The following is a 20,282-nucleotide window of genomic DNA, read 5'->3' on the forward strand; positions in this document are numbered from 1 at the left end:
GTAGGCCACCAATCTGGGGGTGTCACACGGTTAACAGGCGCGGCGCGGCGGCCGGACACGCGGAAACGGGCGAAGTGGCCGATCGGCGGAGCAACCTACACGATAGGGCGATACTGTTGCGTCGGTTCATGTTCTCCGAGGGAGGTGACGGTCGTGCCGCACGTCACGCTGCCCGGGGTCGTGATCGGGGTCGACATCGGCACCACGAGCACCAAGGCCGTCGCGTACGACACCGAAGGGCGGCAGCTCGGCAGCCACCTGGTCGGCTACCCGCTGAACAACCCGCAACCCGGCTACGCCGAGCAGGAGCCGCAGCTCATCCTCGAAGCGGTGCTCAAGTCGATAAGCATGGTCGTGGCCGAGCTGGTCCAGCCGGTGGCCGGGCTGTCGTTCGGCTCCGCCATGCACAGCCTGATCGGGTTGGACCGGGACGGCAATCCGATCACCCCGTCGGTGACCTGGGCCGACTCGCGGTCCACCCGGCAGGCCGAGCGGCTGCGGGCGGTGCCGTCGGGGCTGGCCCTGCACCGGCGTACCGGCACGCCGATGCACCCGATGTCGCCGCTGCCCAAGTTGCTCTGGTTCGCCGAGCAGGAGCCGAAACTCTTCGAGCGGGTGGCGCACTGGGTGGGCATCAAGGAATGGGTGCTGCTGCGGCTCTGCGGCACGCTCGTCATCGACCACTCGATCGCCTCGGCCACCGGCCTGCTCGACATCCACACGCTGGAGTGGGACGGCGAGGCGCTGGGCATCGCCGGCATCACCGAGGAACAGCTCCCGCAGTTGGTCGCCACCACCGCCGTGCTGCCCCACCTCACCCCGCAGAGCGCAGCCGAGACCGGCCTGCCGGAGCGGACCCCGGTGGTGGTCGGCGCGGGTGACGGGCCGCTGGCGAACCTGGGCCTGGGCGCGGTGCACCCCGGCATGGTGGCCTGCTCGATCGGCACCAGCGGCGCGATGCGGGTGATGGTCGAGCGGCCTGTCGTGGACCCGCTCGGCGGGGTGTTCTGCTACGCGCTGACCGAGCAGCGCTGGGCGGTCGGTGGCGCGATCAACAACGGCGGCATCGTGCTCAAGTGGGCCGGCGCGGCGCTCGCCCCGGATCTGGGCGAGCACTCCGAGGAGGACCTGGTCGCCCTGGCGGCCCACGCGCCGGTCGGCTCGGGCGGGCTCATCATGCTGCCGTACCTGCACAGCGAACGGGCGCCACACTGGAGCGCCCTGCCGCGTGGCGCGTACGTGGGGTTGACGCACGCGCACCGCCGCGAGCATCTGGTGCGGGCCGCGCTGGAGGGTGTCTGCCAACAGTTGGCGCTGGTGCTCAGCTCGGTGCGCGCGGCCGGCAACGAGGTCCGCGAGGTTCGGGCCGGTGGCGGCTTCGCCCGCAGCGGCCTGTGGCGGCAGATGCTCGCCGACGTGCTCGGCCTGCCGGTCAGCTTCCCGGCCGCGCACGAGGGGTCGAGCTTCGGGGCGGCGCTGCTCGGCATGGAGGCCCTCGGGTTGATCTCCAGCATCGACGTCGCCGCCGACCTGGTGCGGATCGAGGAGACGGTCCGCCCCGACCCGGCCGCCGCCGCCACCTACGCGTCGCTGCTGCCGCTCTTCGCCGAGCTGTACGACGCCCTCACGCCCACCTTCGCCTCGATCCGACGGATGGCGCCCGGCCTGCCCACCGGCCCTCTACCACCGACCTGAGCGGTGCCGGCTCGCCGTTGCCTCAGGGCGCCTCGACGCCGGCGATCAGGTAGCGCTGCACGTCGGCGTCGAGGATGGCCGCTTCCTGCACGTCGTCCGGCCCGGAGCCACGGAACGCGGCCAACTGCTCTGCGGACTCCCAGCGTTCGTAGACGTGGATCCGGCCGGGCTCCAACGGGTCGGCCGCCAGCAGGAAGTCGAGGCAGCCGGCGGTCGCGCGGGCCTGCGCGATGACCGGGCCGCAGCCGGACAGGTAGGCGTCGCGGGTTTCCGGTTCGACACGCAAGCTGCCTGCGATGATCAACATTGTGGACCTCCAGGAGTCGAGGTTACTGGTGAGCATGATGCCTGTGAGTCATCGTGATGTCTCTGCGTCATCACGCTCGTCGGGACATCGCCGCCCAGACGGGTGACACCGGTCCCGCCGGCCTCACGCGCCACCAGCGCTTCATATCGTGCAAACGTGAGAAAAAGCGACAAGAGGCGCTCATCTTCCCTGCTGGGAAACTCTGCCCGCGTACCCCTGAAGGTGCTGTCGGCGGCGGTCGCGCTCGCGGTGCTCGCGACGACCGGGCCGGCCACCGCGGACGGCCCGGGACGCGAGCCCGCCGCGGAGAGCCACGAGCCCGGGGTGGACCCGACGCCGGAACGCCCGCCGACAAGCGAGGTGTCCTGGCTGTCGTTTCCCGGCGGAGCCTTCGCGGTGGACTCGCTCGGGCACACCGTGCGCTACCGCGCCTGCGACGGCGACACCGGTCGGGTCGCCGACCCGACCATGCGGGTCGCCGCCGGGGTGGCCAGCGGGGCGGTCGTCGTCGGCGGCACGGCCTACCGCTACCGGGTGCCGCTGGTCGGGCGCAGCGAGGGCACGCTGGAGGTGATCCAACGGCACCGCCCGCCGACGACGCTGACCGGCGTGGTGGTCACCAGCCCGCAGCCGCCCACCGACCCGGACGCCGGGGCCCAACTGTTCCCCCTCAGCGGGCAACTGGCCCGGGTGGTCGCCGACGCGAGCCTCAACCCGGCCGGGGTCACCGTCCGCGACCTGTCCGGCCGCTACGGCGACCAGCAGATCGCCGTCAACGGATCGCTGCGCCCCAAGGCGGCAAGCGTCATCAAACTGTGGATCCTCGTCGAGCTGCTGCGTCGAGTCGACTGTGGACAGGTAGCCCTCGACGACGGGGTGCTGGTCACCCCGGACGACGTGGTCGGCGGCACCGGTCAACTGCAGTTCGAGACGTTCCCGCAGGTGGTCACCCTGCACCGGCTCGCCCAGTACCTGATCAAGTACAGCGACAACGTGGCAGCGAACGTGCTGATCACCTACCTGGGTGGGTTCGCCCCGGTCAATGCGCTTATCGACTCGATGAACCAACGCTCCACCATCCTGGCCCGCCGGATGCTCGACAGCGCGGCCGCGCAACGCGGCGAGGAGAACTACACAAGCCCGGACGACGTGGTGTCGCTGTTGGGCGCGGTCTGGGACGGCGAGATCCTCACCCCCGCCTCCCGCGACCTGATGATCGGCTTCATGCGGGAACAGACCCTGAACACGAAGATCCCGGCGGCGTTGCCACCCGGCGTGCCGGTGGCCCACAAGACCGGTGACCTGCCGGACGCCTCACACGACGTCGGCTACTACCTGATCCCCGGCACCGAGACCGCCGTCGCGTTCCTCACCGCCGGACCCATGGCCACCGGCGACGAGACGGTCCGGCGGATGGCCCGCACCGTCTACGACTTCCTGGTCACCCCGGTCGGCGGGGCGGTCGAGGAGTGAACCGACGTCAGGCGCCGGGAATGTTCGCCGGCGGGTCCTCGCCGACCAGGTCGGCCGCCGGCGGGTCCGCCGACACCGACAGCCCGAAGTCCGAGTACGTCAGGTCGAGCTGGGCGGTCTGCGACTGCTCACTGGCCAACTCGATGCGGTAGCGGACCAACCGCCCCTGCTCGTCGACGGCCGCGGTGAACGGCACCGCGCCGGCCCGGTCACCGAGCACGCCACCGACACCGCTGCCCAGCACCGCGCCGCTCTGGCGCAGGTCCAGCGTGCCCGCGTACTCCCGCTCGGCGGTCTGCCGGACCCCCGCCGGCGTGCCCAGCGTGCTGGCCAGCCGGGTGTTGTCCAGGCCCTGCTTCGCCGCCGGGGCACCCGGGGCGCCGACGTGCCACCAGGTCTTGCCGTCCCACACCGGCACGCGACGGTCCGGGGCGGTGACCCGCACGTACACGTCCGGCCCGGTGGTCAACCGCTCGATCTTCACCACACCTGTGGGCACCTTCAGCGACGTGGTCTCCAGACCGCACTTCGCCCTCGGGTCCCAGAGCAGCACAGTGGCGTCCCCGTCCGTGCCGCCGGTGCCGACAGTCAGCTTGTACGGCTGCTCGTCGGCCTTCCCGGCGGCGGCCTTCAGCACACCGACCGGGTCGGCACTCGCCGACGCCGCCGGGCGACCCGCGTCCGGCTCGTCGTCGCCGGCGGCGACCAGCGCCCACGCCCCGGCACCGACCGCCACCACGAGCACGGCGACAGCGGCGATCAGCTTCGGATTCGGCACGGTCATCTCCCCCGGGCGGTGCGGTCCGGCCAGACTAGCCGGACCACACCGCGTCACGCCCGGCTGATCGCGTTGGCGTGGATCGCCTCGTTCAGGTACACGTCGGCCAACCCGGTGTGCCCCTCGTACGTGCACTCGTAGAACCAGCGACCGATGCAGGCTCCCGCCTGCCGCTACGTGAGGGTCAACTCCGATTCTGGCCCACCATGGCGGGGGCGTCCGGCCGCCCGTACAGATAGCCCTGGCCGCGGGGGCAGCCGATCGCGGTGACCGCCTCGTGCTGGCGCTCGGTCTCCACCCCCTCGGCGACCACCGCCAGGTCGAACGCGCCGGCCAGGCGGGTGACCATCTCCACCGTGGCGTACGCCCGGTCGTCGGTGCCCAGTCGGGCCACGAACGACCTGTCGATCTTCAGCTCGGTGGCCGGGATGCGGTGCAGGTAGCTCAGCGACGAGTAGCCGGTGCCGAAGTCGTCGATCGCGATCTTGATGCCCAGCTCCCGGAGTTGGTGCAGCCGCTCCAGCACCGCCTCGGTGCCCTCGATCAGCGCCGACTCGGTCAGCTCCAGGGTCAACGCCCGCGGCGCCAGGCCGGCGGCGCTGGTGGCCGCGGTGACCGTGGCGATCAGGTCCGGCCGACGCAGGTGCGCCGCGGCGATGTTCACCGCGACTGTCGCGTCCGGCACCCGGCCCCGCCAGGTCGCGGCGGCCCGGCACGCCTCGTGGATCACCCAACGGTCGATCGGCAGGATCAGCCCGGTCTCCTCGGCCAACGGCAGGAACTTCGACGGCGGCAACATCCCCAGCCGGGGGTGCCGCCACCGCACCAGCGCCTCGGCGCTGCGTACCGCGCCGGTGGCCAGGTCGACGATGGGTTGGAACTCCAGGTGCAGCTGGTCCTCGTCGACCGCCCGCCGCAGGTCGGCGATCAGCTCGGCGCGGGAGACGGCCGACTCGCGCAACACAGGCGTACACGTCCGGTACGCGGACTTCCCGGCCGCCTTGGCCGCGTACATCGCGATGTCGGCGTCGCGCAGCAGGTCGGTGTGGGAGGCGTGCTGCGGGCCGTACTCGGCGATACCGATGCTCGCCGACGGGTGCACCCCGACGTCCTCCTCGTCGTCGGAGGGCCGCAACGCGTCCAGCAGCCGCTCGGCGAGCCGTTCGGGTGACACCGGCCGTTCACCGTCGACAAGCACCGCGAACTCGTCACCGCCGAGCCGGGCGATGGTGCCGTCGCCGTCGACGGCAGCGTGCATCCGGGCCGCGAGCCCAGTCAGCAGGGTGTCACCTGTGGCGTGCCCGAACCGGTCGTTGACCTGCTTGAAACCGTCCAGGTCGAGCAGCAGCACGGCCACCGGTCGCCCGTCGCGCAGGGCCAGGCGCAGCCGCCGGTTGAACAACAGCCGGTTGGGCAGCCCGGTGAGCTGATCGCCGTACGCGAGCCGACGCAGCCGGACCACCAACCGGAGGTTCTCGTTGGCGGCCAACCCCTGGCGGACGGCGAGGGCCGCCAGCAACACCATCATGGTCACGAACACCAGCTGTGGGGTCTGCCCGGTGGGCCGCCGCGCCAACACCACCGCGATGATCGCCCCACCCACCGGCAGGTACGGCAGCGCCACCCGCCACCATGGCGGCAGCGGAGACTCGGCGGTGTCGTCGGTGCCGTCACAGTCCGGTGGCGGCGGATTGCGGGTGGCCAGCCCGATCAGCAGGTAACTCAACGGCCAGCACAGGTCGATCGGGTGACCGGCGGCGTAGTCGGCGCGGGCGACAAGCGACACGTAGACGACGTCGGCGACGACCCGCAGGGTGAGGCTCGCCGCGAGCATGCTCATCGGCCGCCACATCGGCCGGGCCGGGCCGGACACCGCGACCAGGATGGTGAGCTGCATCAGGTCGAACATTGGGAAGAGCAGCCCCAACGTGCGCGCCGGGTCGGCCAGCTCGGCGGCGGCGACCCCACGGAAGACCAGCACCCAACCGATCGGCACCAGGGCCAGGGCGACGATCACCCCGTCCAGCAACGTACGGGCCCGCCCAACCGCGGTCCGCGGCGCCGACGGCGAGCTGAGCAGCGCGGCCGTGCCGGTCAGAATGCCGGCGGTGAAGACCACCCCGACCACCGGCGTGTGCGGCAGGTCACCGCCGACGAGCCGCTGCACCGTCCAGATCGCCCGGCCGATCGCCGCGAGCGCCATGGTGACGGCGAGCAGCGTCCAGAACCGGCGCAGCGGCGCCGGATGCCGACGGGCCACCCCGACGCACGCGAGCGTTGCCCAGCCGGCGACCAGCATCGCGCCGATGTCACTGACCAGCGCGGCGCCGGGCAACGCGGCGACCAGCCAGCCGGCCTCCAGCAGGATGACCGCAGCCGCGACGAAGGCACCAGCGGGGTTGAGCGCCCCCGCAGCCTGCTTTCCGTCCTGTCGGGACACGGTCGCTCCGGCTCTTTCGTCGTGCGTGCACCCTCGGCAGGACCGGTCCACGGCAAACCCCGAAAGCCTAACCAGCGCTCAGAAACGCCACCAGAGCCGAACGTGCACGCCGCCCCCGCCCCCGGGTCACCGGCCGGCCGATCGGTTCCAGGGTGAACGGGGCAGAGCGGTGCCGGCCAGCGGACGGCGTGCGCGGCGGCGTCTGCGCCGGCCGGGGGTGCAGGGCGGGCGAGCGACTGTGTGCACGGCCACGTCGACCGGCGGCGTTGGTCGGCCGATCAGCCAGCAGAGGAAACGTTCCATCGTCAGATCAGCCGACCGGGAGACGCTCGGCGTCGGACTTGGAGATCTCGTACTCCGCCGCGCAGAACGTGCACTGCTGTGCGTACCGGGTGCGGATCGGAATGAGGGAGATGAAGAACATCGCCCGCCAGTACCCACTCGACCGCGAAAAGTCACCAGATCCCGCCAGCGGATCACCAACCATCGCCGTCGGCCACCGGATCTGGTCGACACAATCAGAGGTTCGTCGATTGCCAACTTGAAGGAGCTGCGTCCCGGCACGGTCCGCATCCTTTTTGTCTTCGACCCCTGGCGCGCGAGCATTCTGCTGGTCGCCGGCGACAAGGCGGGCCAATGGACGAGCTGGTATCAACAGGCCATCCCGCTCGCCGAGCAACGGTACGAGCTTTACTTGAAGGAACGTGCACAGCAGGAGGGGGGACACCAGTGAGCGGTCACGTGCGGTGGACGGACATCCGAGCGGAATACGTGCAGCGTGCTGGTGGCGAGGCGGCTGTCGAAGCGGGTAAGGAAGAGCTGCTCGCGCAGGTAGTCGGGCACCGCCTCGCGGAGGTACGACGCTCTCGCGGCTTCACCCAGCAGCAGATCGCTGAGCGGATGGGCGTGACCAAGGGGCGGGTGTCCCAGATCGAGCAGGGCAGGATCTCCGGTCAGGATGTGGTGGCCCGATACGCCGCCGCCCTCGGCGGCCGGCTCCACCAAGCCATCTACTTCGACGACGGTGACATCGCCGCCATCGCGTAAGGATCCTGACACGAGATAGTGCTCGATCCGGGATGTAGTGGCCTCCGGGATGAACGAGGCCACTACATCCCTGATCGAGCACGATCAAGGCGACACGATCAAGGGCGAGCGCGGTCAGGGCGAGACCGTCAGCTGGCCGGCGCGGGCTCCAGGCCGGGGATCTCCTCGGAGATCCAGATCGGCTGCCAGTCCGGCACCTCGTGGAAGCGGCGCAGCTCGAACAGCCCGGCAACCGACCCACTCCAGGCGCCGTACGGCGGGTTGGCCTCGTCGAAGCCGCTCTGCACGAAGGTCAGCGTCGTCCGGCCACCGGACTCGGCCAGCTCCCAGCTCGTCACGCCGGTCGGTCCCCAGTCGACGGACATCCGGCGACCGGGCTCCAGGTCGACGACCTTGGCGGCGTAACCGGTCTCGAAGCCGCCCATGGCGTATCGGCCGCCGACCCAGGGCTCGATGCCGATCGGGTAGCCGAACCAGGCGCTGGCCTGCTTGGAGTCGGTCAGGGACTCCCACACCTTGTCGGCGGGGGCGGCGATGACCAACTCACCGCGCAGGTCGGCGGAGGTGAAGTCGGTGCGGGGCAGCAGTGGCTTGCCCTCCACGTGGCCGGCCAGGTTGGCGATGGACAGCGCCCAGAACGTCTGGAGCACGCCCCGGATGCTGGAGCCGCTCATCGCCTCGGCGAAGTCGAAGTGGGTCTGGGTCAGCGTCAGCATGGTGCTGTCGGTGCCCTCGGCGGCCAACTGGAACTCGGTGGTGGTCTCCACCCCGTCGAGCAGCCAGCTGAAGCGCAGCGTGTCGTCGTCGGCGTGCAGCAGCCGCTGGTGCGGGACGTCGCCCTCGGGCGTGTAGCGGCCCCAGAACTCGTACCGCTGGGGCAGCTCGACCTCGGCGTGCTCGGCCAGCCAGAGACGCAGCTCGGCCGGGTCGGTCAGGGCCTGGCGGACGCGCCCGACCGGCGCGGAGAGACGGGCCTGGACCTTCATCGGCTCACTCATTGTCGTTCCCTTTCGGATAGCAGGCGACGGCCAGCTTGAAGGCATCGCCTTCGCTGCCGCCGTAGCGGGTGAACAGGTCCTGAAGTGCGGTTTGCAGGTCGTGCAGGAACTGCTGGCGAAGCTCTGCGGGCACGCGGATCTCGCCGGAGACCCCGATCGAGGGCAGCTCGGGTGCGGCCCGGTCCAGGCCGGCGATGTCGGCCTGCACCTCCTCCATCAGGTCGAGCAGGTAGCCCAGGCTCAGCTCGTCACGGGCCCGGCGCAGGCCGATTCGGCCGACGAGTCGCGGCGAGAGCCAGTAGGACCGGGCGGCGGCCTGGTAGATGCCTTCGGTGATGCCGCGGACCTTGCGTTCGTTGACCAGCTCGACGAGGCCGGCCGCGACGAGCTGCTTGACGTGGTAGTAGACGCGTTGTGGCGTCTGGTCGAGTCGGGCCGCGACCTCGGTGCAGGTGCGCGGCTCGGCCAGTTGCCGCAGCACCTCGACGCGCTGCGGCTTGAGCAGGACTTCGGCCTGCTCGATCTGCTCCAGGTACAGGACGTCTCTCATGGCAAAATCAGTTTGTACGTACAAAACTTATTTGTCAATCGCTTCGCGAGAAGCCGCGCCGACTTTCTCGGCGCGGCTTCAGGCAACGGTCAGCAGGTGGTCAGGGCAACCAGTCCGGTCGCAACGGATAGCCGCTCACACCGTTCGGGCCGTTGTGGGTGGCCAACACCTGGTGCAGCTGGATGCCGTTACGTTCGAACGCCATCCGCGACCCGGCCATGTAGAGCCCCCACACCCGGGCGGTGCCCGCGCCCACCTCCGAGACGCAGAAGTCCCAGTGCTCGACCAGGTTGCGGCACCAGGCGGCCAGCGTCAGCGCGTAGTGCTGGCGCAGGTTCTCCTCGTGGTGCACCTCGAACCCGGCGTCGTGCACCTCGCTGACCAACCGGCCCGGACCGGCCAACTCACCGTCCGGGAAGACGTACCTGTCGATGAACGCGCCGGAGCGGTGCGGCGCCCGGTTGTCCGCGCGGGTGATGCAGTGGTTGAGCAACCGCCCGCCCTGCCGCAGTCGACTGCGCAGCGACCCGAAGTAGGCCGGGTAGTTGCGCACCCCGATGTGCTCGGTCAACCCGATCGAGGAGATGGCGTCGAACTGCTCGGCCGGCGCGTCCCGGTAGTCCAGGTGCCGCACCTCCGCCAGCTCGGTCAACCCCTCCCGCTCGATCGCCGCCTGCGCCCACTGCGCCTGCGCCTTCGACAGGGTCACCCCGAGCGCCTTGACGCCGTACTCGCGGGCGGCGTGGCGCACCATGCCACCCCAACCACAGCCGACATCCAGCAGCCGCATCCCCTTCTTGAGCGCCAGCTTGCCGGCGACCAGGTCGTACTTCGCCGCCTGGGCCTGCTCCAGGGTGTCGTCCGGAGACCGGAAAACCGCGCAGGTGTACGTCATCGACGGGCCGAGCACCTTCTCGTAGAAGGCGTTGGAGACGTCGTAGTGGTGCGAGATGGCCGCGCCGTCCCGCACCCGCGAGTGCCGCAGCCCGTTCATCACCCGCTTCCAGCGGGGCTGCGCCTCCTGCGGCGGCGCCGGCGGCGGCATCAGCCGCTCCCAGCCCAGCCCACGGACCAGCGCCAGCCCCTCGGCCAGCGACGGTGGGCGCAACCGCAGCTCGTCCTTGAGCACCCGCAACGCCTCGTACGGGTCACCCGGGTGCACGCCCTGCAACGCCAGGTCACCACTGACGTACGCCCGGGCCATGCCCAGGTCGCCGGGCGCGGTGAGCAGGTACGACAGCCCCCGCTCGGAACGGATCGCCAGGGTGATGCCGGCGTCGGACGGGCCGACGGCGCTGCCGTCGTACCCGGTGATCCGCACCGGCAACGGCCCCGCGGTGACCGCGCGGACGACATCCGCGACGGTCGGACCCGTGTGCCGGCCCCCCGCCGGTGGGGTGGCGGGGACGCTCGCCGCCCCCTGATCTCTGTCGGTCAGGCTCATGCTCGTGCTACCGCCTTTTCGTACAGTCCCGTCAGCCGGTGGTCCGGGTCGTAGCGGTCTTTCACCGCGCGCCACGTGTCGCCGCCGTAGAGGCGATCGAAGGCGTCCCGGTCGTAGTACGCGTCGGAGTAGAGCGACTTGTGGCCGCCCGCCTCCGACACCCTGCGTTCGATCGTGCGGTTGACGTCGCCGTCGGCGGCGCCCGGCGCGATCGGCACGCTCCCCCAGAACCCAATGTTGACGTAGTCCAGCCCCGGCCGGAGCGGATACAGCGGCCAGGACCGCGCCGAACCGGACCCTGCCGGCTCACGCAGTCGCAACGGGCACAGCCACACCGGGTTCATCCCCACCGCGCCGGCGAACCAGCGCAGGAAGTCAGCCGTCTGGCCCAGCGGGATCTCCACGTCCTGCACGACCCGCTCCCGGGCGGGTTGCCCGCGCAGCCTGTCGATCCGGGCCGCCACCTGGTGGCGGTGCTCAAGGCGGACCAGTCGGTGGTAGAAGTCGCTGCGTCGGTAACGCGCCGGCCAGAGCCTGCGCACCACCGGGTGCTGCGCGCCGAACGCCGCCGAGCACCAGAACCAGTCGGTGTCCCAGCGCCACAGATAGTCGTACGCGGTGAGCACGTCGCGGGTGCGCTGGCGCAGTGACCGGTAGTAGATCGCCTGGCCGGTGTAGTCGCTGGGCGGGTCGGCCACGTCGGTGAACGTGGCGAGCACCAGGTACGACTCGCCGGGGCTGAACATCACCCCGTCCATCGCGTCCACCGGCTCGCCGGCCCAGGATCGGGTCGCGCTCACCTCCGCGATCGCGTCGGTCAGCGCCTCCAGTTGGGTGAACCGCACGTTGCGCAACGAGACGTACCGGCCGACCGGTTGCAGCTCGATGCGCAGCCGGGTGGCGTAGCCGAGGCTGCCCAGCGAGTTGGGGAACGCGGTGAACAGGTCGGCGTGCTCGCCGTCGGGTCGGGCGGTGACGATCTCGCCGGAGCCGGTGAGCACGTCCAACTCCCGGACCGACTCGTGCGGCAGGCCGTTGCGGAACGAGGTCGACTCGATCCCGAGGCCGGTCACCGCGCCGCCCAGCGTGATGGTGCGCAACTGCGGCACCACCAACGGCATCAGCCCGTGCGGCAGCGTCGCGTCGACCAGGTCCTCGTAGGTGCACATGCCCTGCACGTCGGCGGTGCGGCCGGCCGGGTCGACCGACAGCACGCCGTTCAGGCCACTCACGTCGAGCCCCGGAGTCCGGGGAGCGGACCGGGGGCGGAACAGGTTGGAGGTGCGTTTGGCCAGCCGGACAGGCTCGCCCGTGGGCACCGCGGCGTACGACCGCCGCAGCGTGTCCACCGCTTGATCATGGTCAATCGGATGATCCACACGCTCAGCGCGCATGTGATCACCTTACGCTCGCCGTTCGGAAACCGTGGGATGTCGGCGTCGGCGGTTTCCCGTCCGGTGGCAGGCCCGACGGCTACCGTGGCGGGCATGCCATCGCCAGCGATCGTCGCCCTGGACGCCGCCCAACTGCCGTATCGGCTGGTCAGCCACGGTGCGGTCGGTAGTCTCGCGGAGGCCGCCGCGGCCCAGGGCGTGGCCGTCCCCGACGTGGTCAAGACGATCGTGGTCCGCCGAAGTGAAGCCGATCACCTGTTCGTGCTCACCCCCGGCGACCGGGTCATCTCCTGGCCCAAGCTGCGCGCCCTGCTCGGGGTGCACCGGCTCTCCATGCCGGACGCGGCGGGCGCCCTGGCCGCCACCGGCTACGAACGTGGCACCATCACCCCGTTCGGCGCGAGCACCGCCTGGCCGGTGGTCGCCGACGAGCGACTGCGCGGCCGGGAGATCACACTGGGGGCCGGCGAGCGTGGTCTCGCCATCGCGATCGCCGCCGACGCCGCGATCGCCGCCCTCGGCGCCACAGTGGCCGACGTCACCGACCCGCAGCCCACCCGCTGAGCCTCGCCGGCCGCCGCGTCGCGGTTCAGCCCCGGAAGCTCCACGCCCGGGGCGCGGTCGCGGCGCCCAGCACGGCCTCCGGCACCGGCCGGCCCGGTCGCCTGCGCAGCAGCAACGACAGCCCGGCGGCGCCGATCGACAGCGCACCCGCCACGTACCAGGCCATCGCGTAGTCGCCCAGCCGATCCCGGACCAGCCCCGCGCCGGTGGCGGCGACCGCCGCGCCGAGCTGGTGCGCGGCGAACACCCAGCCGAACACCACAGCCCCGGCGCCACCGAAGTACTCCCGGCACAGCGCCACGGTCGGCGGCACGGTGGCCACCCAGTCCAGGCCGTAGAAGACGATGAACACCAGCATGCTCGGCTCGGCCGTCCCGGAGAACAGGCTCGGCAGCACCAACAGGGACAGTCCCCGCAGCGCGTAGTACGCGCCGAGCAGCAATCGGCTGTCCACCCGGTCGGTGAGCCAGCCGGAGGCGATCGTGCCGACGATGTCGAAGAACCCCACCAGGGCGAGCAGCCCGGCCGCGGTGGTCTGGGCCATGCCGTGGTCGTGCGCGGCCGGCACGAAGTGCGTACCGACCAGGCCGTTCGTGGTCGCCCCGCAGATCGCGAACCCTCCGGCCAGCAGCCAGAACGGCCGGGTCCGGGCCGCGGTGGCCAGCGCGCCGAGCGCCCGGGTCGCCGCGCCGCCGGTAGGCGGCTGCGCCGCGACGACCTCGGTCGCCCCGTAGGCGGGCAGGCCGAGATCCGCCGGGTGCTCGCGCAGCAACCACACCACAAGGGGTACGACCGCCAGCGCCGCCGCGGCCACGACAAGCGCGGCGGTACGCCAGCCGTGGTCGCGCACCAGGATGGCGATCAGCGGCAGGAACACCAGTTGTCCGGCCGCGCCGCCGGCGGTCAGCACTCCGGTGACCAGGCCCCGACGGTGGACGAACCAGCGTCCGGTGACGGTGGCCACGAACGCCAGCGCCATCGAGCCGGTGCCCAACCCCACAAGCACGCCCCAGCAGAGCAGGAGCTGCCAACTGGCGGTCATGAAGATCGTCAACCCGCTGCCCGCGGCGACCAGCAACAGCGCCACCGAGACCACGCGGCGGATGCCGAACCGGTCCATCAGGGCGGCGGCGAACGGCGCGGTGAGCCCGTAGAGCAGCAGGTTGACCGAGACGGCAGCGGAGATCGTGGCCAGGGGCCAGCCGAACTCCTCGTGTAGCGGGTGCAGTAGCACCGACGGAGTGGCGCGGAAGCCGGCCGCGCCGACCAACGCCACGAAGGCGACGGCGGCGACCAGCCAGGCGGGATGAAGACGGCGGCTCTTGGTCACGGAACAAGTCTGGGGTCGGCCGCTCACCTCGACGAGTGGCCGGAAAGCCATCATGCGCAATAATCGGGCCATGAGCGCTCGCCCGCACCGAATCGCCGTACTCGCCCTGCACCAGGTGGTCGGCCTCGACCTCGGCACCCCGGCGCAGGTCTTCGGCACCGCTCGGGCCGCCGACGGGACACCCTTCTACGACGTCCGGGTGTGCACCCCGGGCGCGCAGCCGGTGCACAGCACCGGCGGCTTCCAGGTGCTCACCGACCATGGTCTCGAACTGCTCGACACCGCCGACACGGTGATCGTCCCGGGCATCCACGACAGCTCCACGTTGACCTCGGGCACCGTCGAGCCGGAGGTGATCGAGGCGCTGCGCGCGGCGTACGAGCGGGGTGCCCGAATCATGTCGATCTGCACCGGGGCGTTCGTGCTCGCGGCCGCCGGGCTCCTCGACGGGCGGCGGGCGACCACCCACTGGGCGTACGCCGAGCGGTTCCGCCACCTGCACGGCCGGGTGCACCTCGACCCGGACGTGCTCTTCATCGCCGACGACCGGGTGCTCACCTCGGCCGGAGTCGCCGCCGGCATCGACCTCTGCCTGCACGTCATCCGCCTCGACCACGGCAGCGAGGTGGCCAACCGGGCGGCCCGCCGCTGTGTGATGCCACCGTGGCGCGACGGCGGCCAGGCGCAGTACATCGAGCAGCCGGTGCCGAAGGCGACCGACACCAGCACGGCGGGCGCACGGGAGTGGGCACGGCAGCGGCTGCACGAGCCGATCGCGCTTCGCGACCTGGCCGAACAGGCGCGGATGAGCGTGCGCACCTTCACCCGGCGCTTCCGTTCGGAGACCGGCCTGAGCCCGGCCCAGTGGCTGCTGCAACAGCGCACCGACCACGCGAGGCTGCTGCTGGAGACGACCGACCTCAGCGTCGACCAGATCGCCCACCGCTCGGGTTTCGGCACCACCGCCGCCCTACGCCAGCAACTCCACCAACGCATCGGCGTGGCGCCCTCCACCTACCGCCGCACCTTCCACCCCCGCCCCGAGCTAATCGAAACCTGACCCGCCCCCTGGGGCGGGGTGGGCAGCGCTGGTGTGAGCGTGATGTCTGGGGGTCATCGTGATGACTCACGGACATCACGCTCAATTGGGCAAGACCTGCGACGCCGACCGGCCGATCGGCGTCGCTCAGCACCGGAGGACGTGCAGTTGGGACTGGTGCTTGGGCAGGTGCACCCGGGTGTGCAGGTCCAGGGTGCGGGACCAGGGCAGTGGCTCGTCGACGACGAGGTCGAAGCCCTCGCGGAGGTGCGTCGCGACCGGGGTCTCGGCAGCCAGGCCGAGCTGGTCGACCAGCCCGCACAGCCGGTCGCTGGTGCCGTGCAGCAGCGCGGTCAGACCGCGCAGACCGCCCTGCTCGGCGGCGAGCGCGTCGAGCTGCGGGCGGTGCATGTCCTCTTCCAACTCGTAGTAGGCGAACGGCGACCCGGCCAGCAACGCCTCGGTGGCCTGGATCATCAGCTCGTCGTTGGCGACCAGATGCGCGACGATCTGCTCGGCGCTGAGCTGCCCCTCCGGAGCCGGACCGAACCCGCCGGCGTCGACCTCCGCGAACAGGGCACCGTAAGCCCGCCGCAATCCCCCGCTCTCCATCCCCCCAGTCAACCCGCCCCGACGGGAGTTAGCGGCGGGATTGGCGGGAGCGGAGATAGTCGCTGACCACGTACTCGCCCAGGTCGTCGGTGTCCGGGGTGAACATGCGGCCCCGGCTGCGGCGGGCCACCGCGTCCACGAAGCGCCGCAGGCCCGGGTCGTCGCCGAGCATGAACAGGTTGAGCGTGGCACCGTAGCGGCTCAGCCGGTCCACCTCGCGGACCGTCGCCTCGATCGTCTCCGGCAGCGGCGGCCAGTGGAACAGCGCCTCCCCGTCGTCCGGGTCCAGGTGGGCGGTCGGCTCGCCGTCGGTGACCACCAGCACGATCGGGTCGGCGTCCGGGTGTCGGCGCAGGTGCCGGCCCGCCAACCGCAGCGCGTGCTGGAGGTTGGTGCCCTGTTCCATGTCCGGCTCCACGGCCGCCAACTCCTGCTGGGTGAGCGTCATCGCCTCCCGGCCGAAGCCCACGATCTGCAGGGCGTCCTGCGGGAAGCGCGTCTCCATCAGGTGTGCCAGCGCCAGCGCCGTCTGCTTCATCGGCCCCCAACGACCCTGCGAGATCATCGAGTACGACAGGTCGACGCAGAGCACCACAGCGGCCGAGGCCCGCTTCTCGGTCTCCACCACCTCGAAGTCGTCCACCGCGAGCTGCACGGGAACCGTCGGCCCGGCCCGGCTGACCGCCCGGGTCAGCGTCCGGACCACGTCCAACGGTTGCTCATCGCCGTACTGCCAGGGCCTGGACGCGCCGCTGACCTCGCCCGCCGCACCGGCGGAGCGCAGGTCGTGCTGACCGCGCGGCCCGGCCGTCAGCTCGGAGAAGACCCGCCGCAGCGCGGTTCCACCGAGCCGGCGTAGCGCCTTCGGGCTCAACGTGAGCCCCTCCGCGTCCCGGCTCACCCAACCCTGGCGGCGCAACTCCCGCTCCAGATCGCGCAGCCGGCGCACGTCGTCGGCCGCGTCCCGGCCCAGCGTGCGAGCCACCGCGTCGACGTCCACGTCGTCGAGGGTCGCCCCCGGGTGTTCCTGGTCGAGCTGGTCGAGCAGGTCGTCGAGTTCGCCGATCTCACCGAGCGCGCCGGCCGCGTCGGCGTAGTCCAGCGGCTGGTCGCCGCGGACCCGCTCGCCCCGACCCCAGCGCAGATCGGGTCGCAGCGCCCGCAGGTTCGCGTCGAGCGCGGACATCTCGCCCGCGAGGCGGTCGCCGAGCGACTGCTGCATGAGGCCGGCCAGCTCGGCGCGTTGCCGGTCGGAGAGCGAATTCATCAGCCGCTCGCCGGCCGCCGCCCGGCGGGCCAGCACGTCGATCAACTCGTCGACGGTCTCCGGCTTCTCCGGGAAGAAGTCGCCGTGTCGGCGCATGAACTCGGCGAACGCGTCGGTGGTGTCCTCCGCGCGACCGTGCCGGGCCAACAGGTCGTTCAGGTCGCCCATCATCTCGGCCAGCCGCTGCTGGGCGGCCGGGTCGGCGGAGGCGCGCACCGCGTCGCGCAGTCCGGCGAAGCGCTGACCGAGCACGTCGTCGCGGAGCTGGTCGAGGATCCGCTGGTACGAGCGGCGGGCGTCATCGCTGGCCCATTGGTAGCCGGACAGCTCCTCCACCGCCCGCGCGGTCGAGCGGGGCAGATTGTCAAGCACCGACTCGGCGAACCGCGCGGCGTCGTCGTCGCGACCCCGCAGTTCGTCCCGCTCGGCGGCCAGGGCCTGGTCGAGGAGGGCCTGGGCCCTGGTCACCGCGCCGTCCAGGTCACCCCTGCGCATCGCCTCCCGGCGCAGCCGCCGGGCCCGGGCGGCCAGGTCGTCGAGGCCACCCCGCCCCTGCGGGCCACGGCGCAACAGGTCGCGCAGCGCCTCCCGCAGGCTGCCGCCGGCCAGCACCTCGGCGCCGACCGCGTCCACCGCCTCGCGCACGTCGTACGGGGGTGCGAGCGGGTCGGGCCCGCCGTTCCACTGCCCGTAACGGAACCGGTTGCCGGCCACGGTCAGCCCCGGCCGCCGTAGACGGTGCGCCCCGAGTCGGTGACGTCCTTGCCGAGCCGGCGGGTCAGGTGCAGCCCTTCCAGCACGAACTCGACGGCAGCGGCGGCCTCCTCCGAGGTCGGCGCGTCGCCCAGGTCGAGCCGGTCCAGCACCTTCGCCAGCCCGGGCACGGTGCCGACCTGGCGTAGCAGCTCGGTGGCGCTGACCAACTCGCCGGTCTCGATCGCGGCGCCGTCCTCGACCAGGGCGGTGAACCCGGACAGGTCCAGCCCGGCGAGGTGCGCCCGGAACGTCTCGGCGGTCGCGGTGCGCAGCAGGTGCGCGAGGATCTCGGTCTCCCGGCCCTCCTCGCCGCTCTCGAACTCGACCTTGCCGCGCAGCGTGCTGGTCACCGACACCGCGTCACCGACGCGGGCAACGGCCGCCTCGGGACGTCCCTCCGGGTTGTCGGAGGCGGCGAGCAGGCCGGCGCGACGCAGCGCGGCACCGGCGACCGTCTCGGCGGCGGCGATGGCGAATCGGGCGGAGACACCGGAGCGCGGGTCCACCGACGGCGACTCCCGGACGGCGCGGGCGAAGCGGGCCAGCACCTCCAGCACGTGCTCGGGCACCTCGGCGACCAGGTCGGCCTCCTGGCGGATGAGCGCCAGCTCCAACTCCAGGTCGACCGGGTAGTGGGTGCGGATCTCCGCGCCGAACCGGTCCTTCAGAGGGGTGATGATCCGGCCCCGGTTGGTGTAGTCCTCCGGGTTGGCGCTGGCCACCAGGAGCAGGTCCAGTGGCAGGCGCAGCTGGTAGCCGCGAACCTGGATGTCCCGCTCCTCCAGCACGTTGAGCAGCGCCACCTGGATGCGCTCGGCCAGGTCGGGCAGCTCGTTGACGGCGAAGATGCCCCGGTTGGTGCGCGGCACCAACCCGAAGTGGATGGTCTCCGGGTCGCCGAGGGTACGACCCTGGGCGATGCGGATCGGGTCGACGTCACCGATCAGGTCGCCGACGCTGGTGTCCGGGGTGGCCAACTTCTCGCCGTAGCGCATGGAGCGGTGCAGCCAGCCGATCGGCAGATCGTCGCCGGCCTCGGCGACCTGGGCGCGGGACGCCGGGGTGAGCGGGTGCATCGGGTGCTCGTTGAGCACCGAGCCGGGCAGAACCGGGGTCCACTCGTCGAGCAACGCGCCCAGCGAGCGGATCAGCCTGGTCTTGCCCTGGCCGCGCTCGCCGAGCAGCACCATGTCGTGCCCGGCGAGCAGCGCCCGCTCGACCTCGGGCAGCACCGTGTCGTCGTAGCCGACGATGCCGGGGAAACGGGTCTCGCCGGAGCGCATCCGGGCGAGGAGGTTGTCGCGGAGTTCCTGCTTGACGGTGCGGTACTGGTGACCGGCCGCCCGTAGCGCGCCGAGCGTGCCGGGCAGGTCGGCCGGTGGAACCGGGATTACCGGGGTAGGCGCAGTCACCCGACCCACGCTAGCTCACCTTCGCGAGGGTGCCCCGGGCATCGGGGGGCACCCCCACTACCAGCCTCAGCCCCGGTCGCAACGCCGGCAGGCACCGCGGCGGCGCAGGTGGTACGCGTAGGTGGCCGCGCCGAGCGCCACGCCCCACACCGGCCAGAGCAGCATCGGCGCCCCGGTGATGCTGAGCCCGCCGGTGAGTTCCCAGAACTTCGGGTTGCTGAGCAACCCCAGCGAGGCGGCGGTAACGGAGATGGCGACCAGGGTGGCCGGCACCACTGCCAGCTTCACCGGCACCCGCCGACCGGCCAGGCCGCCCATCCAGCGCGGGAACCGCTCGCCCCAGCGCTGCACCAGGCCGAGGGTGAGGATCGCGCCGACGGTGGCGAAGGCGGCCAACCCGAACCCGGCCCAGACCAGCCCGCTGTCCTGCATCTCGGTCAGGAACTCGCGGGAGATGCCGAGCGGGATGCCGGCCGCCCAGGCGAAGCGGGTCAACGCGTACGTGAAGGGGATGACGGCGGCGATGCCGGCGGCCCACCTGCCCCAGCGGGTGGCAGCGGCCGGGGTGGTCCACCCTCGGTCGGTGTGGTTGCGGCCGCAGCCCACGCAAGCCGCGGCGGTACGGCGCTGCCAGGCGAGCACCGCAGCGGCCAGCAACAGCCCGCCGGCCAGCGCCGCGAACCGGCCGAACAGCGCCCAGTTGAAGACGTCGGCGTAGTCGACCGGCGGCCACCCGAACGGCGCACCGACGATCAGGATCGGCAGGTAGCCGAGGACGACCAGCACCCGGACGTCCGGCACGACCAGGACGAGCACGAACGCGACAGCCCAGCCGTAGCCGGCGAGCAGCGCCCGCAGCGGGCCGGGCGGGCGCGCCGCCGGGCGGCTCATGGCCAGGGCGGTCACCGCGGCGGTGAGCAGTACGCCGGCGAAGAGCGGGGTGGCCACCTCCACCGGCACCAGGCGCAGCAGGCTGACGTCGCCGCCGTGGGGGTCGTTCGGGCCGAACGGGTAGCCCGCGCCGGTGAGCGTGCCGATCAGTGCGAGCACGCCCCACAGGCCGAGCCAACCGGCGGCCAGTGGGGCCAGCCGGTCCGGCCAGCGGGAGTCGGTACGAGGTGGGGAGGCAGTGATCGTTGTCATGCTCCCAGCCTCGACGGGCAACCGCCGGATTCC

Annotated in this window: 17 protein-coding genes and 2 pseudogenes; 6 read left to right on the forward strand and 13 right to left on the reverse strand. The window is 71.8% G+C overall.

What is annotated here, in order from left to right; translation table 11 throughout:
* Window positions 1-153 precede the first annotated feature (153 nt).
* Complete coding sequence (locus ACLQ3B_RS18820; RefSeq protein WP_425782028.1) at window positions 154-1,695, forward strand: gluconokinase; 1,542 nt, start codon at window positions 154-156, stop codon at window positions 1,693-1,695.
* 22 nt (window positions 1,696-1,717) lie between these two features.
* Here the strand turns inward: ACLQ3B_RS18820 and ACLQ3B_RS18825 are convergent, their stop codons facing one another.
* Window positions 1,718-2,002 carry a putative quinol monooxygenase gene (locus ACLQ3B_RS18825; RefSeq protein WP_425782029.1) on the reverse strand — a complete coding sequence of 95 codons (285 nt, stop codon included), beginning with the start codon at window positions 2,000-2,002 and terminating at the stop codon, window positions 1,718-1,720.
* 222 nt (window positions 2,003-2,224) lie between these two features.
* On the opposite strand from ACLQ3B_RS18825, the gene ACLQ3B_RS18830 reads away from it, so the two are divergent.
* Window positions 2,225-3,475, forward strand: coding sequence for a serine hydrolase (locus ACLQ3B_RS18830; RefSeq protein WP_425782030.1), 1,251 nt, complete (start codon window positions 2,225-2,227; stop codon window positions 3,473-3,475).
* A 7-nt stretch (window positions 3,476-3,482) separates the two neighbouring features.
* On the opposite strand, the gene ACLQ3B_RS18835 is transcribed toward ACLQ3B_RS18830, so the two are convergent.
* The 3 genes and pseudogenes from ACLQ3B_RS18835 to ACLQ3B_RS18845 form a co-directional block, all read right to left on the reverse strand.
* A complete protein-coding gene (locus ACLQ3B_RS18835; protein WP_425782031.1) occupies window positions 3,483-4,253 on the reverse strand; it encodes a hypothetical protein in 771 nt (256 codons plus the stop codon).
* Between the two features lie 53 nt (window positions 4,254-4,306).
* A pseudogene (locus ACLQ3B_RS18840) lies at window positions 4,307-4,408 on the reverse strand (MerR family transcriptional regulator); the annotation flags it as partial.
* 29 nt (window positions 4,409-4,437) lie between these two features.
* Window positions 4,438-6,693 (reverse strand): putative bifunctional diguanylate cyclase/phosphodiesterase, encoded by a 2,256-nt coding sequence (locus ACLQ3B_RS18845; protein ID WP_425782032.1) that lies wholly within the window; start codon window positions 6,691-6,693, stop codon window positions 4,438-4,440.
* A 505-nt stretch (window positions 6,694-7,198) separates the two neighbouring features.
* On the opposite strand from ACLQ3B_RS18845, the pseudogene ACLQ3B_RS18850 reads away from it, so the two are divergent.
* Both ACLQ3B_RS18850 and ACLQ3B_RS18855 read left to right on the forward strand, forming a co-directional pair.
* Window positions 7,199-7,426 (forward strand): annotated as a pseudogene (locus ACLQ3B_RS18850) (type II toxin-antitoxin system RelE/ParE family toxin); the annotation flags it as partial.
* On the forward strand, window positions 7,423-7,740 hold the full coding sequence (locus ACLQ3B_RS18855) for a helix-turn-helix domain-containing protein (protein ID WP_196928203.1): 318 nt from the start codon (window positions 7,423-7,425) through the stop codon (window positions 7,738-7,740). The pseudogene ACLQ3B_RS18850 and the gene ACLQ3B_RS18855, both read left to right, overlap by 4 nt.
* Before the next feature lie 128 nt (window positions 7,741-7,868).
* On the opposite strand, the gene ACLQ3B_RS18860 is transcribed toward ACLQ3B_RS18855, so the two are convergent.
* From ACLQ3B_RS18860 to ACLQ3B_RS18875, 4 genes are all read right to left on the reverse strand, one after another.
* The gene (locus ACLQ3B_RS18860) at window positions 7,869-8,738 is read right to left on the reverse strand and encodes an SRPBCC family protein (RefSeq protein WP_425782033.1); all 870 of its coding nucleotides are present in this window, start codon (window positions 8,736-8,738) and stop codon (window positions 7,869-7,871) included.
* The gene (locus ACLQ3B_RS18865; RefSeq protein ID WP_238666556.1) at window positions 8,731-9,288 is read right to left on the reverse strand and encodes a winged helix-turn-helix domain-containing protein; all 558 of its coding nucleotides are present in this window, start codon (window positions 9,286-9,288) and stop codon (window positions 8,731-8,733) included. Before ACLQ3B_RS18865 ends, ACLQ3B_RS18860 begins: the two co-directional genes overlap by 8 nt.
* 100 nt (window positions 9,289-9,388) lie before the next feature.
* Window positions 9,389-10,732 carry a class I SAM-dependent methyltransferase gene (locus tag ACLQ3B_RS18870; protein ID WP_425782034.1) on the reverse strand — a complete coding sequence of 448 codons (1,344 nt, stop codon included), beginning with the start codon at window positions 10,730-10,732 and terminating at the stop codon, window positions 9,389-9,391.
* On the reverse strand, window positions 10,729-12,126 hold the full coding sequence (locus ACLQ3B_RS18875) for an FAD-binding oxidoreductase (RefSeq protein ID WP_425782035.1): 1,398 nt from the start codon (window positions 12,124-12,126) through the stop codon (window positions 10,729-10,731). Before ACLQ3B_RS18875 ends, ACLQ3B_RS18870 begins: the two co-directional genes overlap by 4 nt.
* Window positions 12,127-12,219: 93 nt before the next feature.
* Between ACLQ3B_RS18875 and ACLQ3B_RS18880 the strand changes: the two genes are divergently transcribed.
* Window positions 12,220-12,690 carry an aminoacyl-tRNA deacylase gene (locus tag ACLQ3B_RS18880; RefSeq protein ID WP_425782036.1) on the forward strand — a complete coding sequence of 157 codons (471 nt, stop codon included), beginning with the start codon at window positions 12,220-12,222 and terminating at the stop codon, window positions 12,688-12,690.
* Between the two features lie 25 nt (window positions 12,691-12,715).
* Here ACLQ3B_RS18880 and ACLQ3B_RS18885 read toward each other — a convergent pair whose 3' ends face one another.
* Window positions 12,716-14,020: an MFS transporter gene (locus ACLQ3B_RS18885; RefSeq protein WP_425782037.1), complete on the reverse strand. Its 1,305-nt coding sequence runs from the start codon at window positions 14,018-14,020 to the stop codon at window positions 12,716-12,718.
* Window positions 14,021-14,072: 52 nt separating this feature from the next.
* Here ACLQ3B_RS18885 and ACLQ3B_RS18890 point away from each other — a divergent pair, with 52 nt between their 5' ends.
* Window positions 14,073-15,080 carry a GlxA family transcriptional regulator gene (locus tag ACLQ3B_RS18890; protein ID WP_425782038.1) on the forward strand — a complete coding sequence of 336 codons (1,008 nt, stop codon included), beginning with the start codon at window positions 14,073-14,075 and terminating at the stop codon, window positions 15,078-15,080.
* 126 nt (window positions 15,081-15,206) lie between these two features.
* On the opposite strand, the gene ACLQ3B_RS18895 is transcribed toward ACLQ3B_RS18890, so the two are convergent.
* From ACLQ3B_RS18895 to ACLQ3B_RS18910, 4 genes are read right to left on the reverse strand one after another with little or no spacing between them, the layout of a single operon-like run.
* Window positions 15,207-15,671 (reverse strand): hypothetical protein, encoded by a 465-nt coding sequence (locus ACLQ3B_RS18895; RefSeq protein WP_425782039.1) that lies wholly within the window; start codon window positions 15,669-15,671, stop codon window positions 15,207-15,209.
* Window positions 15,672-15,699: 28 nt separating this feature from the next.
* Window positions 15,700-17,652, reverse strand: a complete 1,953-nt coding sequence (locus tag ACLQ3B_RS18900; RefSeq protein WP_425782040.1) for a vWA domain-containing protein — start codon at window positions 17,650-17,652, stop codon at window positions 15,700-15,702.
* Between the two features lie 2 nt (window positions 17,653-17,654).
* A complete protein-coding gene (locus ACLQ3B_RS18905; protein ID WP_425782041.1) occupies window positions 17,655-19,115 on the reverse strand; it encodes a magnesium chelatase in 1,461 nt (486 codons plus the stop codon).
* A gap of 57 nt (window positions 19,116-19,172) precedes the next feature.
* Window positions 19,173-20,249: a hypothetical protein gene (locus tag ACLQ3B_RS18910; RefSeq protein WP_425782042.1), complete on the reverse strand. Its 1,077-nt coding sequence runs from the start codon at window positions 20,247-20,249 to the stop codon at window positions 19,173-19,175.
* Window positions 20,250-20,282 lie beyond the last annotated feature (33 nt).

The organism is Micromonospora sp. DT53 (assembly GCF_049841535.1).
In the GTDB taxonomy this organism is placed as follows: Bacteria; Actinomycetota; Actinomycetes; order Mycobacteriales; family Micromonosporaceae; genus Micromonospora.

Excerpts from the sequence above, each read along its gene's own strand:
- ACLQ3B_RS18825 (WP_425782029.1), bottom strand. The coding sequence starts at position 2,002 with ATGTTGATCATCGCAGGCAGCTTGCGTGTCGAACCGGAAACCCGCGAC.
- ACLQ3B_RS18860 (WP_425782033.1), bottom strand. The coding sequence starts at position 8,738 with ATGAGTGAGCCGATGAAGGTCCAGGCCCGTCTCTCCGCGCCGGTCGGG.
- ACLQ3B_RS18865 (WP_238666556.1), bottom strand. The coding sequence starts at position 9,288 with ATGAGAGACGTCCTGTACCTGGAGCAGATCGAGCAGGCCGAAGTCCTG.
- ACLQ3B_RS18870 (WP_425782034.1), bottom strand. The coding sequence starts at position 10,732 with ATGAGCCTGACCGACAGAGATCAGGGGGCGGCGAGCGTCCCCGCCACC.
- ACLQ3B_RS18875 (WP_425782035.1), bottom strand. The coding sequence starts at position 12,126 with ATGCGCGCTGAGCGTGTGGATCATCCGATTGACCATGATCAAGCGGTG.
- ACLQ3B_RS18880 (WP_425782036.1), top strand. The coding sequence starts at position 12,220 with ATGCCATCGCCAGCGATCGTCGCCCTGGACGCCGCCCAACTGCCGTAT.
- ACLQ3B_RS18890 (WP_425782038.1), top strand. The coding sequence starts at position 14,073 with ATGCGCAATAATCGGGCCATGAGCGCTCGCCCGCACCGAATCGCCGTA.
- ACLQ3B_RS18895 (WP_425782039.1), bottom strand. The coding sequence starts at position 15,671 with ATGGAGAGCGGGGGATTGCGGCGGGCTTACGGTGCCCTGTTCGCGGAG.
- ACLQ3B_RS18910 (WP_425782042.1), bottom strand. The coding sequence starts at position 20,249 with ATGACAACGATCACTGCCTCCCCACCTCGTACCGACTCCCGCTGGCCG.